The 13,343-nt window shown below is 59.0% G+C and carries 14 protein-coding genes; 7 read left to right on the forward strand and 7 right to left on the reverse strand.

The annotated features are described in order from the left end of the window. Positions 1–113: 113 nt before the first annotated feature. Positions 114–770 carry a thiopurine S-methyltransferase gene (locus ACIPIN_RS18140; protein ID WP_401120686.1) on the reverse strand — a complete coding sequence of 219 codons (657 nt, stop codon included), beginning with the start codon at positions 768–770 and terminating at the stop codon, positions 114–116. A gap of 102 nt (positions 771–872) precedes the next feature. Between ACIPIN_RS18140 and ACIPIN_RS18145 the strand changes: the two genes are divergently transcribed. Next, the gene (locus tag ACIPIN_RS18145) at positions 873–1,640 is read left to right on the forward strand and encodes a DODA-type extradiol aromatic ring-opening family dioxygenase (RefSeq protein WP_401120688.1); all 768 of its coding nucleotides are present in this window, start codon (positions 873–875) and stop codon (positions 1,638–1,640) included. 154 nt (positions 1,641–1,794) lie between these two features. Here ACIPIN_RS18145 and ACIPIN_RS18150 read toward each other — a convergent pair whose 3' ends face one another. Beyond that, a complete protein-coding gene (locus ACIPIN_RS18150) occupies positions 1,795–3,468 on the reverse strand; it encodes a DEAD/DEAH box helicase (RefSeq protein WP_054596358.1) in 1,674 nt (557 codons plus the stop codon). Positions 3,469–3,889: 421 nt separating this feature from the next. On the opposite strand from ACIPIN_RS18150, the gene ACIPIN_RS18155 reads away from it, so the two are divergent. Then, complete coding sequence (locus tag ACIPIN_RS18155; protein WP_401120689.1) at positions 3,890–4,681, forward strand: crotonase/enoyl-CoA hydratase family protein; 792 nt, start codon at positions 3,890–3,892, stop codon at positions 4,679–4,681. A 139-nt stretch (positions 4,682–4,820) separates the two neighbouring features. On the opposite strand, the gene ACIPIN_RS18160 is transcribed toward ACIPIN_RS18155, so the two are convergent. Next, positions 4,821–5,576: a spermidine synthase gene (locus tag ACIPIN_RS18160; protein WP_401120691.1), complete on the reverse strand. Its 756-nt coding sequence runs from the start codon at positions 5,574–5,576 to the stop codon at positions 4,821–4,823. Positions 5,577–5,732: 156 nt separating this feature from the next. Here ACIPIN_RS18160 and ACIPIN_RS18165 point away from each other — a divergent pair, with 156 nt between their 5' ends. Continuing rightward, on the forward strand, positions 5,733–7,079 hold the full coding sequence (locus ACIPIN_RS18165; RefSeq protein ID WP_401120692.1) for a class II 3-deoxy-7-phosphoheptulonate synthase: 1,347 nt from the start codon (positions 5,733–5,735) through the stop codon (positions 7,077–7,079). A gap of 135 nt (positions 7,080–7,214) precedes the next feature. Here ACIPIN_RS18165 and ACIPIN_RS18170 read toward each other — a convergent pair whose 3' ends face one another. Together ACIPIN_RS18170 and ACIPIN_RS18175 are read right to left on the reverse strand one after the other, a co-directional pair. Further along, positions 7,215–8,444 carry a winged helix-turn-helix domain-containing protein gene (locus tag ACIPIN_RS18170; RefSeq protein WP_401120694.1) on the reverse strand — a complete coding sequence of 410 codons (1,230 nt, stop codon included), beginning with the start codon at positions 8,442–8,444 and terminating at the stop codon, positions 7,215–7,217. A gap of 64 nt (positions 8,445–8,508) precedes the next feature. Further along, positions 8,509–8,724 (reverse strand): DUF1127 domain-containing protein, encoded by a 216-nt coding sequence (locus tag ACIPIN_RS18175; RefSeq protein ID WP_401120779.1) that lies wholly within the window; start codon positions 8,722–8,724, stop codon positions 8,509–8,511. Between the two features lie 97 nt (positions 8,725–8,821). Here ACIPIN_RS18175 and ACIPIN_RS18180 point away from each other — a divergent pair, with 97 nt between their 5' ends. After that, complete coding sequence (locus ACIPIN_RS18180) at positions 8,822–9,676, forward strand: LysR substrate-binding domain-containing protein (RefSeq protein WP_401120780.1); 855 nt, start codon at positions 8,822–8,824, stop codon at positions 9,674–9,676. Here the strand turns inward: ACIPIN_RS18180 and ACIPIN_RS18185 are convergent. After that, on the reverse strand, positions 9,666–10,415 hold the full coding sequence (locus tag ACIPIN_RS18185; RefSeq protein ID WP_401120696.1) for a sulfite exporter TauE/SafE family protein: 750 nt from the start codon (positions 10,413–10,415) through the stop codon (positions 9,666–9,668). The genes ACIPIN_RS18180 and ACIPIN_RS18185 overlap by 11 nt on opposite strands. Before the next feature lie 106 nt (positions 10,416–10,521). On the opposite strand from ACIPIN_RS18185, the gene ACIPIN_RS18190 reads away from it, so the two are divergent. From ACIPIN_RS18190 to ACIPIN_RS18200, 3 genes are all read left to right on the forward strand, one after another. Continuing rightward, the gene (locus ACIPIN_RS18190; RefSeq protein ID WP_401120697.1) at positions 10,522–11,478 is read left to right on the forward strand and encodes a LysR family transcriptional regulator; all 957 of its coding nucleotides are present in this window, start codon (positions 10,522–10,524) and stop codon (positions 11,476–11,478) included. 69 nt (positions 11,479–11,547) lie between these two features. After that, positions 11,548–12,009, forward strand: a complete 462-nt coding sequence (locus ACIPIN_RS18195; RefSeq protein ID WP_401120699.1) for a MarR family winged helix-turn-helix transcriptional regulator — start codon at positions 11,548–11,550, stop codon at positions 12,007–12,009. Between the two features lie 243 nt (positions 12,010–12,252). After that, positions 12,253–12,672, forward strand: coding sequence for an organic hydroperoxide resistance protein (locus ACIPIN_RS18200; protein ID WP_401120701.1), 420 nt, complete (start codon positions 12,253–12,255; stop codon positions 12,670–12,672). A gap of 76 nt (positions 12,673–12,748) precedes the next feature. On the opposite strand, the gene ACIPIN_RS18205 is transcribed toward ACIPIN_RS18200, so the two are convergent. Beyond that, complete coding sequence (locus tag ACIPIN_RS18205; RefSeq protein ID WP_401120703.1) at positions 12,749–13,318, reverse strand: elongation factor P; 570 nt, start codon at positions 13,316–13,318, stop codon at positions 12,749–12,751. Between the last annotated feature and the right edge of the window lie 25 nt (positions 13,319–13,343).

Consider the following 13,343-nt stretch of genomic DNA (forward strand, 5'->3'; position numbering starts at 1 on the left):
CCGCCTCGAACCACCTGCCGCCTGCGCTGTTTGAGCAGCAAGCGGCCTAATGCTCCTACAGAGCGGTTCAAAAAAACTGAACCACAACACCGAAGCCTGCGATCTTTTGCTGCTTAGCGAGCCATCAATCTATATACCCGCTCTTCAAGGCGCGTAACACCTGCCTGGAGGAACTTCCAGCTCTCCCCCAGAATGTCCCGCGCCTCATATAGATCAATCTGCCAGCGCCGCCCCAGCAACGCCTGCACGTTTTCATCCGTCACGGCAAAGGGTGGCCCGGCCAGCTGCGTCTGATCGTAATCCATCGTAATCAACAAGCCTTCACAGGCTGAGGGCAAAATCCGGCTCAGGTGCGCTGCGTATTGCTCGCGCATGGGCGGCGGCAAGGCAATCAACGCGGCTCGATCGTAGACAGCTGCACAATCGGCCGCATCGTCTACGGTCAGGCCGAAAATGTCTCCGCACCACAGCGCGAGGGACCCCGCCTGGTAAACCTTGAAGGTACCTTGCTCGGTGATCTGGGGCGTAAGTTGCTGCTCACGGAAAAAATCTTCCACAGCCTTTTCCGACAACTCGACGCCCAACACCTGGTGTCCCTGCCCTGCCAGCCATACGAGATCCAGGCTTTTCCCACAAAGCGGCACCAGGACCTGAGAGCCCTTCGTCAAATTCAACTGCGGCCAGTACTGATGCAAATAAGGACTTACCTCTGACTGATGGAAGCCGATCTGATTGAGCTCCCAACGCTTTTGCCAAAACTCCGGCTGCATAATCACCTCGAAAATTCGATCAATATGCCCTAAAACTTATATTAGATTTAGATCAATGATCTGACTGAAGATGTTCCCATCTTAATGCTCAGGACCTTATTCATGCTCCCTAGCCTGTTTATCTCTCACGGCTCACCCATGCTAGCACTGGAGCCCGGCGCCAGCGGCCCGGCGCTGGCCCGTCTGGCCAGCGAATTGCCGAAACCCAAGGCCATCGTGATCGTTTCCGCACACTGGGAAAGCCAGGACCTGCGCGTCAGTAGTGCTGAGCATCCAGAAACCTGGCACGACTTCGGTGGATTCCCCGCAGCACTGTTCGAGGTGCAATACCCCGCACCCGGCCAGCCGGAGCTCGCGGCGCAGGTCGCCGAGTTACTCAAGGCCGATGGCTTGCCGGCACAGCTCGATAACCAACGCCCGTTCGATCATGGTGTTTGGGTGCCGCTGTCATTGATGTATCCCCTGGCCGACATTCCGGTGGTGCAAGTGTCGGTGCCGAGTCGTCTCGGCCCTGCCCTGCAGACCCGCGTCGGGCGTGCGTTGTCCAGTCTGCGCGAACAAGGCGTGCTGTTGATTGGTTCCGGCAGCATCACCCACAACCTGCGCGAACTGGACTGGCATGCCGGCCCGGAAAGCGTCGAACCCTGGGCCAAGGCCTTTCGCGACTGGGTCATTGAAAAGCTCGCCGCAAACGACGAAGCCGCCCTGCACGATTATCGCCAGCAAGCCCCGAATGCCGTGCGCAGCCATCCCAGCGACGAACACTTGCTGCCGCTGTACTTCGCCCGCGGTGCTGGTGGCGATTTCAGCATCGCCCACCAGGGATTCACGATGGGCGCATTGGGGATGGACATTTATCGCTTCGGATAACGTCAAGATCAAAAGATCGCAGCCTGCGGCAGCTCCTACATGAGAACGCATTCCTCTGTAGGAGCTGCCGCAGGCTGCGATCTTTTTTACAGACAAAAAAATCCCCGAACCAGTCGGGGATTTTTTATGTGCAATCAATCAGCCCGAGAGCAGATCAATCTTCGCGATAGCGACGCAGTTTCAACTGCTTACCGGCAACGCGAGTGTCCTTCAGTTTGGTCAGCAGACGCTCCAGACCATCTTCCGGCAACTCAACCAGGCTGAAGCTGTCACGCACCTGGATACGACCGATTGCTTCACGAGCCAGACCACCTTCGTTGAGGATGGCGCCCAGCAGGTTCTTGGCAGCGATACCATCACGCGCACCCAGCGCGGTACGGCAACGAGCACGGCCTTCAGCCAATGGGATCGGAGCACGACGCTCACGGTCACCACGGTCCGGACGATCACCGGTACGCTCTGGACGATCGCCACGCGGTGCATTGTTCGGCACCAGTGGACGTTCTTTCTCGATCGCAGCCAGGGTCAGTGCTTGAGCGTTGGTAGCCTTGCGCAGCAGAGCAGCGGCCAGTGCACGCGGGGTGCAACCGATGTCGGCAGTCAGGCGATCCAGCAGATCACCGTGAGTCGATTCGGCATCAGCCACCAGCGGCGACAGGCTGTTGGTCAGTTTCTTGATGCGTGCATCGAGAACGGCTTGAGCGTCCGGCAGACGAACTTCAGCAACCTTTTGACCGGTTACACGCTCGATCACTTGCAGCATGCGGCGCTCACGCGGAGTCACCAGCAACAGTGCACGACCTTCGCGACCGGCACGGCCAGTACGGCCGATACGGTGAACATAGGACTCTGGGTCGTACGGCATATCAACGTTGAAAACGTGAGTGATACGCGGAACGTCCAGACCACGAGCAGCAACGTCGGTCGCCACAACGATGTCCAGACGGCCATCCTTGAGGGATTCGATCACGCGCTCACGCTGGTTCTGAGCAATGTCACCGTTCAGCGCAGCGGCTTTGTAGCCTTTGGCTTCCAGGGCACTGGCCAGGTCCAGGGTCGCTTGCTTGGTGCGCACGAACATGATCAGGGCGTCGAAGTCTTCAACTTCCAGCAGGCTCAATACAGCCGAGGTCTTCTGGTCAGCGTGAACCAACAGGTGAGCCTGTTCGATCGCGGTAACGGTCTGAGTCTTGGTCTGGATCTTTACGTGCTGCGGATCGCGCAGATGGCGCTCGGCGATGGCACGGATCGACTGCGGCAAGGTGGCCGAGAACAATACGGTCTGACGGGTTGCCGGCAAGGCCTTGAAGATAACTTCCAGGTCGTCCATGAAGCCCAGTTTGAGCATTTCGTCAGCTTCGTCGAGAACCAGGTGGTTCACGGTCGCCAGTACTTTTTCGTCACGACGCAGGTGGTCGCACAGACGGCCCGGAGTGGCGACAACGATCTGTGCGCCATTACGGATTGCTTTCAGTTGCGGGCCCATCGGCGCGCCGCCGTAAACGGCCACAACGGTAACGCCCGGCATTTGCTTGGCGTAGGTTTCGAAAGCGGTTGCTACTTGCAGCGCCAACTCACGGGTTGGCGCCAGGATCAGGGCTTGCGGCTCGCGCTTTGCAGGATCGATGCGATGCAGGATCGGCAGGGCGAACGCAGCGGTTTTACCCGTACCGGTTTGCGCCTGACCAATCATGTCGTGACCGGCCATGATGATCGGGATCGATTGCTGCTGAATAGCCGAAGGCTCTTCGTAGCCGGTCGCGATGACGGCTGCAAGAATATTCGGATTAAGATTAAAAGCGGCGAAGCCGCCGGTTTCCTGGGTCATGGGTCTGCCTCTAAGTGCATCCGCAAAGACCCATGCTCCAAAGCTGCGCATGCCGTGTAAGACTCAAGAGTCGCCCTGGCTGCTTTGTCGGCGGGGATTTGCGAAAACGAATGAATGAAAAAGATTCGTCAAGGAAGAGTCCGCTGTGCGGACGTGCAGCCGAAGCTGACTTCGGGGAATTGCGCTACCTAAACGCGGCCTGGCTAAAGACCGGCGCGCACTATACCGGAATTCCCCCAAAAAGGGAGCTTTATTTGTCGGAAAAACCCCGCATACACCGTTGTGTCACAGGCTTTGCGGATAATCGTGCAACGGGCTATTTTTCAAAGGCCCGGCCCTGTTGGTCATGACGCTTAAACGGTTCATCTTTCAGGCCCTGACCTTCGGTCTGAGACCTCCTTCCCCGCCCGAGGAAATACCCATGAATCAACCTGATTGCAGTCGTGTCACCCGTGAACGGCGCGGTCATGTCCTGTTGATCGGGCTGGACCGGGTGGCCAAACGCAATGCGTTTGACCTCGATCTGCTCAACGCGCTGAGCCTGGCCTATGGCGAGTTCGAAGCCGACAGCGAGGCCCGCGTCGCGGTGGTGTTCGGTCATGGCGAGCACTTTACCGCCGGGCTGGACCTGGCGAGTGTCAGCGCTGCGCTAGCCGAAGGCTGGCAAGCTCCGACCGGCGGTTGCGATCCGTGGGGCGTGTTTGTCGGGCCAAGGGTCAGCAAACCAGTGATTGTTGCGGCTCAGGGCTACTGCCTGACCATCGGCATCGAGCTGATGCTGGCCGCCGATATCAACCTCTGCGCCAGCAACACCCGTTTTGCGCAAATGGAAGTGCAGCGCGGCATCTTCCCCTTTGGAGGTGCAACCTTGCGCCTGCATCAGATTGCCGGTTGGGGCAATGCCATGCGCTGGCTGCTGACCGGCGATGAGTTCGATGCCCACGAAGCGCTGCGTCTGGGGCTGGTGCAGGAGGTGATGGCCAGCGAAGACCTGTTACCTCGTGCGATCGAGTTGGCAGAGCGCATTGCCCGGCAGGCACCGCTGGGGGTTCAGGCGACCTTGCAGTCCGCACGTCAGGCTCACCTGGAGGGCGAAACAGCAGCGGCATTGGGTTTGCCACCGCTGGTGAAGAAACTGCTCAACAGCGAAGACGCCAAGGAAGGCGTGCGGTCGTTGATCGAGAAGCGCCCGGGAATCTTCAAAGGGCTTTGAGAGGTGTGTTGGCTGCTGGAGAGCTTTCGCGAGCAAGCCCGCTCCCACACTTGACCGCATCCGATCGCAAATCCTGTGTGCACCAATAATCTAATGTGGGAGCGGGCTTGCTCGCGAAGGGGCCCTCACAGACAACGACTCAGGTCGCCGGGCGAATCGCCTTGATCAGCGACTGCAACGAATAGCCCAATTGCGGCGCCAGCGCTTCGGCGCGGGCCGCCAGCCCTTGCATGTCCAGTTCCTGGTCGAGGTCGGATGGTACGAACAGGATCACGTTGCCCTCCTTCACCGGCAGCTCCCAATAATGCCGGTGATAAAGCCCACGCAGCAATGCCGCACCCAACGGCTTGCCATCATCGGTGGCCCATTGATTGATCACCAGCCAGCCGCCCGGATTCAGGCGTTTCTGACAGTTTTCCAGAAACCCCCACGCCAAATGACCGACACCCGGACCGACATCGGTATAAAGGTCGACAAATATCAGATCCGCCGATTCAGCCGTCTCAAGCAACTCGAGGGCGTCGCCGATGCGAATATACAGACGAGGATCGTCGTCCAGCCCCAGGTATTCGATGGCCAGACGCGGTACGTCGGGGCGCAACTCGATCGCTTCGACGTCTTCCAGCGGCAGAAACTTCAGGCACGCCTGAGTCAATGTGCCCGCACCCAGACCGAGAAACAACGCACTGTCCGGCTGTTCATGGCACAGCGCGCCAATCAGCATCGCGCGGGTGTAGTCGTACTCGAGCCAGCTCGGGTCGGCAGTGAACACACAGCTCTGCTCGATGGCATCGCCAAATTCGAGAAAACGATAATCCGCCACTTCCAGCACCCGGATCATGCCGAATTCATCGTGCACCTCGGCGAGCAGATGCTCGACGCGCTCCTCAGTCATTTCGTCTCCTGGTCGTTATCGGGCTGATCCCCGACAACGCAATCATTCGTTCCGCGTGGTGCGGCAAAGGCGCGATTGTCCGCCAAGCTTCGGGAACAGGTCACGCACTAATTGCTGATAACATGAACGTCCGACGGTAAAACACTAGAGTCCATGATGAGCCAACCCTGGAGCCCTGACAGCTGGCGCGCCCTGCCGATCCAGCAACAACCCCACTACCCTGACGCCGCGCATCTGCTGCAGGTCGAGCAAAGCCTGGCCAGTTATCCGCCATTGGTGTTTGCCGGTGAGGCCCGGGAGTTGCGCCGTCAGTTTGCCGAGGTGACCCAGGGTCGGGCGTTTCTGCTGCAAGGCGGCGATTGCGCGGAAAGCTTCGCCGAGTTTTCGGCGGCGAAAATCCGCGACACCTTCAAAGTCCTGCTGCAAATGGCGATCGTGATGACCTTCGCCGCCGGCTGCCCGGTGGTAAAAGTCGGGCGCATGGCCGGGCAATTCGCCAAGCCGCGTTCGGCCAATGACGAAACCATCAATGGTGTCACCCTGCCTGCCTACCGCGGCGATATCGTCAACGGTATCGGTTTCGACGAAAAAAGCCGCGTGCCGGACCCGGATCGCCTGTTGCAGTCCTATCACCAGTCCACCGCGACCCTGAACCTGCTGCGCGCCTTTGCCCAAGGCGGGTTTGCCGACCTGCATCAGGTGCACAAGTGGAACCTGGACTTCATCGCCAACTCGGCGCTGGCAGAAAAGTACAGCCACCTGGCCGACCGCATCGATGAAACCCTCGCGTTCATGCGCGCCTGCGGCATGGACACTTCGCCGCAACTGCGCGAGACCAGTTTCTTCACCGCCCACGAAGCGCTGCTGTTGAACTACGAAGAAGCCTTCGTACGCCGCGACAGCCTGACCAACGATTACTACGACTGCTCGGCCCACATGCTGTGGATCGGCGATCGCACGCGTCAGCTCGACGGCGCGCATGTCGAGTTCCTGCGCGGGGTGAATAACCCGATCGGGGTCAAGGTCGGCCCGACCATGAACACCGAAGAACTGATTCGCCTGATCGATGTGCTCAACCCGGACAACGATCCGGGCCGTCTGAATCTGATTGCGCGCATGGGCGCGAACAAGGTTGGCGACCATCTGCCACAGCTGATTCGTGCAGTGGAACGTGAAGGCAAGAAAGTGCTCTGGAGTTCCGACCCGATGCACGGCAACACCATCAAGGCCAGCAGCGGCTACAAGACCCGGGATTTTGCGCAGATCCTCGGCGAGGTGAAGCAGTTTTTCCAGGTTCACGAAGCTGAAGGCACCTATGCCGGCGGCATTCATATCGAGATGACCGGGCAGAACGTCACCGAATGCATCGGCGGCGCACGGCCGATTACTGAAGATGGTTTGTCGGACCGTTACCACACCCACTGCGACCCACGGATGAATGCCGATCAGTCGCTGGAGTTGGCGTTTTTGATTGCCGAGACCCTGAAGCAGGTTCGACGCTGAATCAGTAAACCTTGTGTTGCCTGACACACCGCCTTCGCGAGCAAGCCCGCTCCCACATTTGATTGGTGACGAACACTAATATTGTGTTCACTGGTGATCTCATGTGGGAGCGGGCTTGCTCGCGAAGACGTCAGATCAGGCACCGCCAATCTGTGCCAACGCCACCCGCAACCTCGCCGCACTGGCCCGTGGACAATTGAGCTGGATCTCGGCCAATCCCAGCCAATCGGCCATCTGCCGCAGATTCGCCGCTAACGCCTGCATCCCCTCGCCGTCCAGGCCCGGCTCTTCTTCATGCAATGCATGCACCGCCAACCGGCCCAACGCCCGTTCAGCTCGAAGATCGACCCGCGCGGCAATCCGCTCATTGTGCAAAAACGGTAGTACGTAATAGCCGTAAACCCGCTTGTCGGGCGGCGTGTAGATTTCCAGCCGATAGCGAAAATCGAATAGCCGCTCGGTACGACTGCGCTCCCAGATCAACGAATCAAACGGTGAAAGCAACGCGCTGGCTTCGACCTTGCGCGGTACTTTTGGGTCCGGCAGGCAGTACGCCGATTGCTTCCAGCCCTGCACTTCGCACACTAGCAACTCACCATTTTCAACCAGCTCAGCCAGACCGTTGCGGCATTCAGCCAGACTCAAACGAAAATAGTCGCGCAGATCCTTTTCGGTGCCGACACCCAGCGCATTGGCAGCGTGTAGCAGCAAACCACGTTGCGCCTCGGTTTCGCCGAGCAGCGGTTGCTTGAGAATCGACTCGGGAATCACCCGCTCCGGCAAGTCGTAAAGACGCTCAAAACCTCGACGCCCCGCCACCGTCACTTCGCCGGTAGCGAACAACCATTCCAGCGCATGCTTTTCAGCGCTCCAGTCCCACCATGGGCCAGCCCGCTCCTGACGCGTCGACAAACTGCCGGCACCGAGCGCACCCAGTTTCTCGACCGAAGCCAGGACGCGGCGAATAGTCTCCTGCTGTTCGCGACCGAAACGCGCCAGTTGCTGATAAATCCCCTCGCCTTGCGCCGCACGCTGCATGCGCCAACGCATCAAGGGATACATCGACAGCGGCAACAACGACGCTTCATGACCCCAGTATTCGAACAACGTGCGCCGTCGGCCCTGGCTCCAGGCGGCCTGGTCGAGCAAGTCGGCGGAGTAGTTGCCAAGGCGCGAGAACAGCGGAAGATAGTGCGAGCGCACCAGTGCGTTGACCGAATCGATTTGCAGAATGCCCAAGCGTTCGATCAGGCGGTTGAGCTGAACGGGCTTGATCGCCGCTGGCGGCTGGCGCCCGGAGAAACCCTGGGCAGCCAGCGCCAGACGCCGAGCCTGTTTGAGAGATAAGGACAGTTCTGCGGGCATGTGCATCTCCTTGTCTGCTCGCAAACTACCTCAGTGTGAAGCCTGTTGTGTAGCGGTTCGGTATTCATTTGTGCATCGGGTCATCCCAGAATGGACGAACGACTTCATGCTCGACATCGGCTCGACTGATACCGATATCCTTGAGCGCTTCGTCGCTCATACTGGCCAGCAACGCACGCTCACGGTGGAGTTCATGCCAGCGGACCATTTTTTCCAGCCAATGGCCCAGAGAAAACCCATGAAACTTTCCAACCAAAACATAACCTTTTTGACCTTTCATCATCTTGCCCTCCGTTGTAGATGACTGAAGTCTCGCGCCGGAGCTAAGATCAATCCAACGAATGTTTCTTATGCAATACATCTCGGAGATTGATGAATTGAGCAACTACCCGAGTATCGATACGGAAGTCCTGCGCACCTTCGTCGCGATTGCCGACCAAGGTGGTTTCACCCGCGCCGGCGAGCTGGTCAATCGCACGCAGTCGGCGGTGAGCATGCAGATGAAACGGCTGGAAGAGGATGTGTTGCAACGCCAGTTGTTTCAGCGCGACGGCCGCCAGGTGAAGCTGACCGCCGAGGGTCAGGTGCTACTCGGTTATGCGCGGCGGATCCTGAAACTCCACAGCGAAGTGTTCAACACCCTGCGTGAACCACACATGGTCGGCACAGTGCGCATCGGCACCCCGGATGACTATGTCATGCGGTTCCTGCCGGGAATCCTCTCGCGCTTTGCCCAGACCTACCCGCTGATCCAGATCGAAGTCCATTGCGAGTCCTCCAAGCAGCTACTGCTGCGTCAGGACCTGGACCTGTCGATCGTCACCCGCGAACCCGGCAGCGAGATCGGCCAACTGCTGCGCAAGGAGCGCTTTGTCTGGGCGCAGGCGCAATGCTTCAGCCCAAATGAGCAGACGCCGCTGCCGTTGGCGATGTTCAACAGTGATTGTTTCTGCCGAATCTGGGCCTGCAATGCGCTGGACGCTTCCGGGCGTGAGTACCGGGTCGCCTACAACAGTTCGAGCCTGTCGGCGATCATGGCCGTGGTCAGCGCCGGGTTGGCGGTCACCGCACAACTGGAAAGCCTGATCACCCAGGACATGCGCATCCTCGGCGAGGCTGAAGGCCTGCCCCTGTTGCCCGAGGCCAGCATCATGCTGGTACGCAACCTGAACAACCCTTCGCCTATCACCGAATGCCTGGCGGAGCACATTGTCGAAGGCTTCAAACTTTGAAGGCGAGCATCACCGCGCAGAGCACCAGAAAGCCGCAGAACAACCCACGCAGCAAACGCTCCTGCATGGCGTGGGCGATCTTCACGCCCCAACTGATGCTCAGCAACCCGCCGACTGCCATCGGCAGTGCAATGCTCCAGTTCACTTGATGATGAACCGCGTAGGTCACCAGCGTGACGCCGGTGCTGGGCAAGGCCAGCGCCAGTGACAACCCTTGAGCTACCACTTGAGTGGTGCCGAACAGGCTGGTGAGCACCGGCGTCGCCACCACCGCACCGCCAACGCCGAACAACCCGCCCATGGTGCCCGATGCCGCGCCCAGCACACCCAGCCACGGCCACGAGTAACGCATCTGCGACGCGGCCGGTGTAGTGGCGATGAACATGCGCAGCAGGTTGTAGGCCGACAAGGCAATCAAGAACGCCACAAAACCGATGCGCATCACCTGCGCGTCAACGCCCACCGCCCAGATCGAGCCGATCCAGGCAAAGCAGAAACCCATCGAGGCCAATGGCAACGCGTGACGCAGTTCGATGCGATTACGCTGGTGATAGCGCCACAGCGCCAGCATCACGTTCGGCACCACCATCACCAGTGCCGTGCCTTGAGCAATTTGCTGGTCCAGACCGAACAACACGCCGAGCACGGGAATCGCGATCAAACCACCGCCAATCCCGAACAGACCGCCTACGGTGCCCAAGGCAGCGCCGAGCACCAGATATATCGCTAACTCAATCACAGGTGATTTCCCCTCACATCAGGCCTTGCATCCTACGCAGTCGGCTCTGGCGCGGAAACGCACAGCAACGCACAATGGCTATGCCAATTTCGCACAAGCAAACACCATGAATCCAAACACTCTCACCGATCAGTTGGGGCTGTTTCTCGACGTACTGGAAGCCGGCAGTTTTTCTGCGGCCTCCCGTCGCCATCCGCTGACACCCTCGGCCGTGGCCAGGCGTATCGACAGCCTGGAGAATGCCGTCGGCAGCCAACTGTTCGTGCGCAGCACCCACGCGGTGCGCGCTACCCCTGCCGGGTTGGCGTTTGCCGAACGGGCACGGCGGATTGTCAGCGAGTTGCGCCTGGCGCGCGCCGAGGCGGTGTCCTTGAGCAATGCGCCTGAAGGCCTGATCCGCGTCGACGCACCGGCAGCATTCGGGCGGCGACATCTGGCGCCGGTGATTGCCGACTTTCTGGTGGTTTATCCGGGGCTGGATGTGCAATTGCACTTGATCGACAGTTTTGTCGACATGCAAGGCTCAAATCTGGGCAAGGTCGACCTGGTGTTGCGCGCCGGGCAAATGGCCGACACACGAATGGTCGCCACGCCATTGGCGAGTATGGTGCGCATTGCCTGCGCCAGCCCGGCGTACCTCAAGAGTCGTGGCACGCCGAGCCATCCGAGCGAGCTGAGCAACCACGACGGCCTCGACTGGGACGGCCTGGCGCCACCGTTTGCCTGGCGCTTCGAGCTGGACGGGCAACTGCAGTTGCATCGCCCGCAACGTATTCGCCTGCGCGCCAACAACGCTGAAGCATTGCTCTATGGCGCCCTCGCCGGCCTGGGCATCGCTCACCTGCCGACCTGGCTGTGCAGTGAATATCTGTTGCGCGGTGAGTTGCTGCCACTGTTTTGCGACAGCGGTCTGCCAAAACCGGAAACCACCGGCATCTACGCCCTGCGCCTGGAACAACAGGCCAGCTCCCGAAGCCGTTTGTTGCTGGAATACCTCAAGAGCCGCTTCAGCCCGGTTCCACCCTGGGATCTGGCGCTGCAAAGAGACTTCGGCCGGCTCTAGGCGAAAATTATCTAGCGCATTAAAGACTCGCCCGCTAGATTCATGACGATCAATGATCAAGGTTTAGACATGACCACCCAAAGCAACACCCCGGATAACTGCGACAACCTGCTGCTGGATAACCAGTTGTGCTTTGCCCTGCACTCCACTTCACTGCTGATGACCAAGGTTTACAAACCCTTGCTGCAAGCGCTGGGCCTGACCTATCCGCAATACCTGGCAATGATGGTGCTCTGGGAGCGCGACGGGCTGACCGTCGGCGAGATCAGCACACGCCTGCTGACCGACCCCGGCTCTCTGACGCCGTTGCTCAAACGCCTGGAAGCTGAAGGCCTGCTAAGCCGTACCCGCAGCCGCGAAGATGAACGGGTGGTGATTGTCGAGCTGACCGAACAAGGTCGCGCCCTTCGGGAAAAAGCCCAGGCGGTTCCGCCGTGCATCCTCGGCGCCAGCGGCCAGACCCTGGAGCAGATGCGCACACTGCAAGCCGACCTGCAAAACCTGCGTAACCACCTGCAAGACAGCCTCTAATCTTCAGTACACCACACCACCACTGTGGGAGCGGGCTTGCTCGCGAAAGCGGACTCACATTCAACATTGTTGTTGGCTGACATACCGCCTTCGCGAGCAAGCCCGCTCCCACATTTTTCATTCGGGAAACATTTTTAAAAATTTATCTTGCGCGCAAAATATAAGCGAGCTACATTTATTTCGCACTTACTTAGCGCGCAAATTTTTAGCGCAAAACAATCAAACCCGAATGAGGCTCACACCATGCAAACTCTCTATACCGCCGTTGCAACCGCTACCGGTGGCCGTGATGGTCGCGCCGTTTCCAGCGACAACATCCTCGACGTCAAACTCGCCACGCCAAAAGAACTCGGCGGTGCCGGTGGTGCAGCGACCAACCCTGAGCAACTGTTCGCGGCCGGTTATTCAGCTTGCTTCATCGGTGCACTGAAATTCGTCGCCAGCCAGACCAAGCGCAAAATCCCCGATGACGCCTCGATCACCGCCCACGTCGGCATTGGTCAGATTCCCGGTGGTTTCGGTCTGGACATCGACCTCCATGTCAGCCTGCCGGGCCTGGAGCAAGCCGATGCGCAAACCCTGGTCGACGCCGCGCACCAGGTCTGCCCGTACTCCAACGCCACTCGCGGGAATGTAGACGTTCGCCTGCACGTGACTGTCTGAGTACTCGCACCCAACAGACGCGCACAAAAAAGCCCGACTCAATGGTCGGGCTTTTTCTTTCCTGCAAAAACTGCGCTTATTTAGCGCGGCCTTTGTAAGAACCGCCTTCGCGGGTATCGATCTCGATTCTGTCACCGATTTCGATGAAGTCAGCAACTTGCAGCTCAGTACCGTTGCTCAGCTTGGCAGGCTTCATGACCTTGCCGGAAGTGTCGCCACGAGCGGAACCTTCGGTGTAGTCAACTACACGCACGATAGTGGTCGGCAGTTCTACGGAAACCAGACGCTCTTCGAAGAAGATCGCTTCGCAAACATCGGTCATGCCTTCTTCAACGAAAGGCAGAACGGCTTCGATGTCTTCAGCGTTCAGCTCGTACATGGTGTAGTCAGTGGTGTCCATGAACGTGTAGGAGTCGCCGCTGATGAAAGACAGGGTCGCTTCTTTGCGGTCGAGGATCACGTCGTCCAGTTTGTCGTCGGCGCTGTAAACGATCTCGGTCTTGTAACCGGTCAGCAGGTTTTTCAGCTTGGTCTTCATGATCGCGCTGTTACGACCGGACTTGGTGAATTCAGCTTTCTGAACCAGCCAAGGATCGTTTTCGAGACGGATCACCATCCCGGGTTTCAGTTCTTTACCAGTTTTCATTGCGAATATCCGAATTTGGATGGGA

It is taken from the genome of Pseudomonas sp. NPDC087697 (assembly GCF_044743155.1).
Classification (GTDB): domain Bacteria; phylum Pseudomonadota; class Gammaproteobacteria; order Pseudomonadales; family Pseudomonadaceae; genus Aquipseudomonas.

What these genes read in the sequence shown, in the direction of transcription:
- ACIPIN_RS18140 (WP_401120686.1), bottom strand. Translation starts at nt 770, where the DNA reads ATGCAGCCGGAGTTTTGGCAAAAGCGTTGGGAGCTCAATCAGATCGGC.
- ACIPIN_RS18155 (WP_401120689.1), top strand. Translation starts at nt 3,890, where the DNA reads ATGAATCAACCTGATTGCAGTCGTGTCACCCGTGAACGGCGCGGTCAT.
- ACIPIN_RS18160 (WP_401120691.1), bottom strand. Translation starts at nt 5,576, where the DNA reads ATGACTGAGGAGCGCGTCGAGCATCTGCTCGCCGAGGTGCACGATGAA.
- ACIPIN_RS18175 (WP_401120779.1), bottom strand. Translation starts at nt 8,724, where the DNA reads ATGAAAGGTCAAAAAGGTTATGTTTTGGTTGGAAAGTTTCATGGGTTT.
- ACIPIN_RS18145 (WP_401120688.1), top strand. Translation starts at nt 873, where the DNA reads ATGCTCCCTAGCCTGTTTATCTCTCACGGCTCACCCATGCTAGCACTG.
- ACIPIN_RS18150 (WP_054596358.1), bottom strand. Translation starts at nt 3,468, where the DNA reads ATGACCCAGGAAACCGGCGGCTTCGCCGCTTTTAATCTTAATCCGAAT.
- ACIPIN_RS18195 (WP_401120699.1), top strand. Translation starts at nt 11,548, where the DNA reads ATGACCACCCAAAGCAACACCCCGGATAACTGCGACAACCTGCTGCTG.
- ACIPIN_RS18190 (WP_401120697.1), top strand. Translation starts at nt 10,522, where the DNA reads ATGAATCCAAACACTCTCACCGATCAGTTGGGGCTGTTTCTCGACGTA.
- ACIPIN_RS18200 (WP_401120701.1), top strand. Translation starts at nt 12,253, where the DNA reads ATGCAAACTCTCTATACCGCCGTTGCAACCGCTACCGGTGGCCGTGAT.
- ACIPIN_RS18170 (WP_401120694.1), bottom strand. Translation starts at nt 8,444, where the DNA reads ATGCCCGCAGAACTGTCCTTATCTCTCAAACAGGCTCGGCGTCTGGCG.
- ACIPIN_RS18205 (WP_401120703.1), bottom strand. Translation starts at nt 13,318, where the DNA reads ATGAAAACTGGTAAAGAACTGAAACCCGGGATGGTGATCCGTCTCGAA.
- ACIPIN_RS18165 (WP_401120692.1), top strand. Translation starts at nt 5,733, where the DNA reads ATGAGCCAACCCTGGAGCCCTGACAGCTGGCGCGCCCTGCCGATCCAG.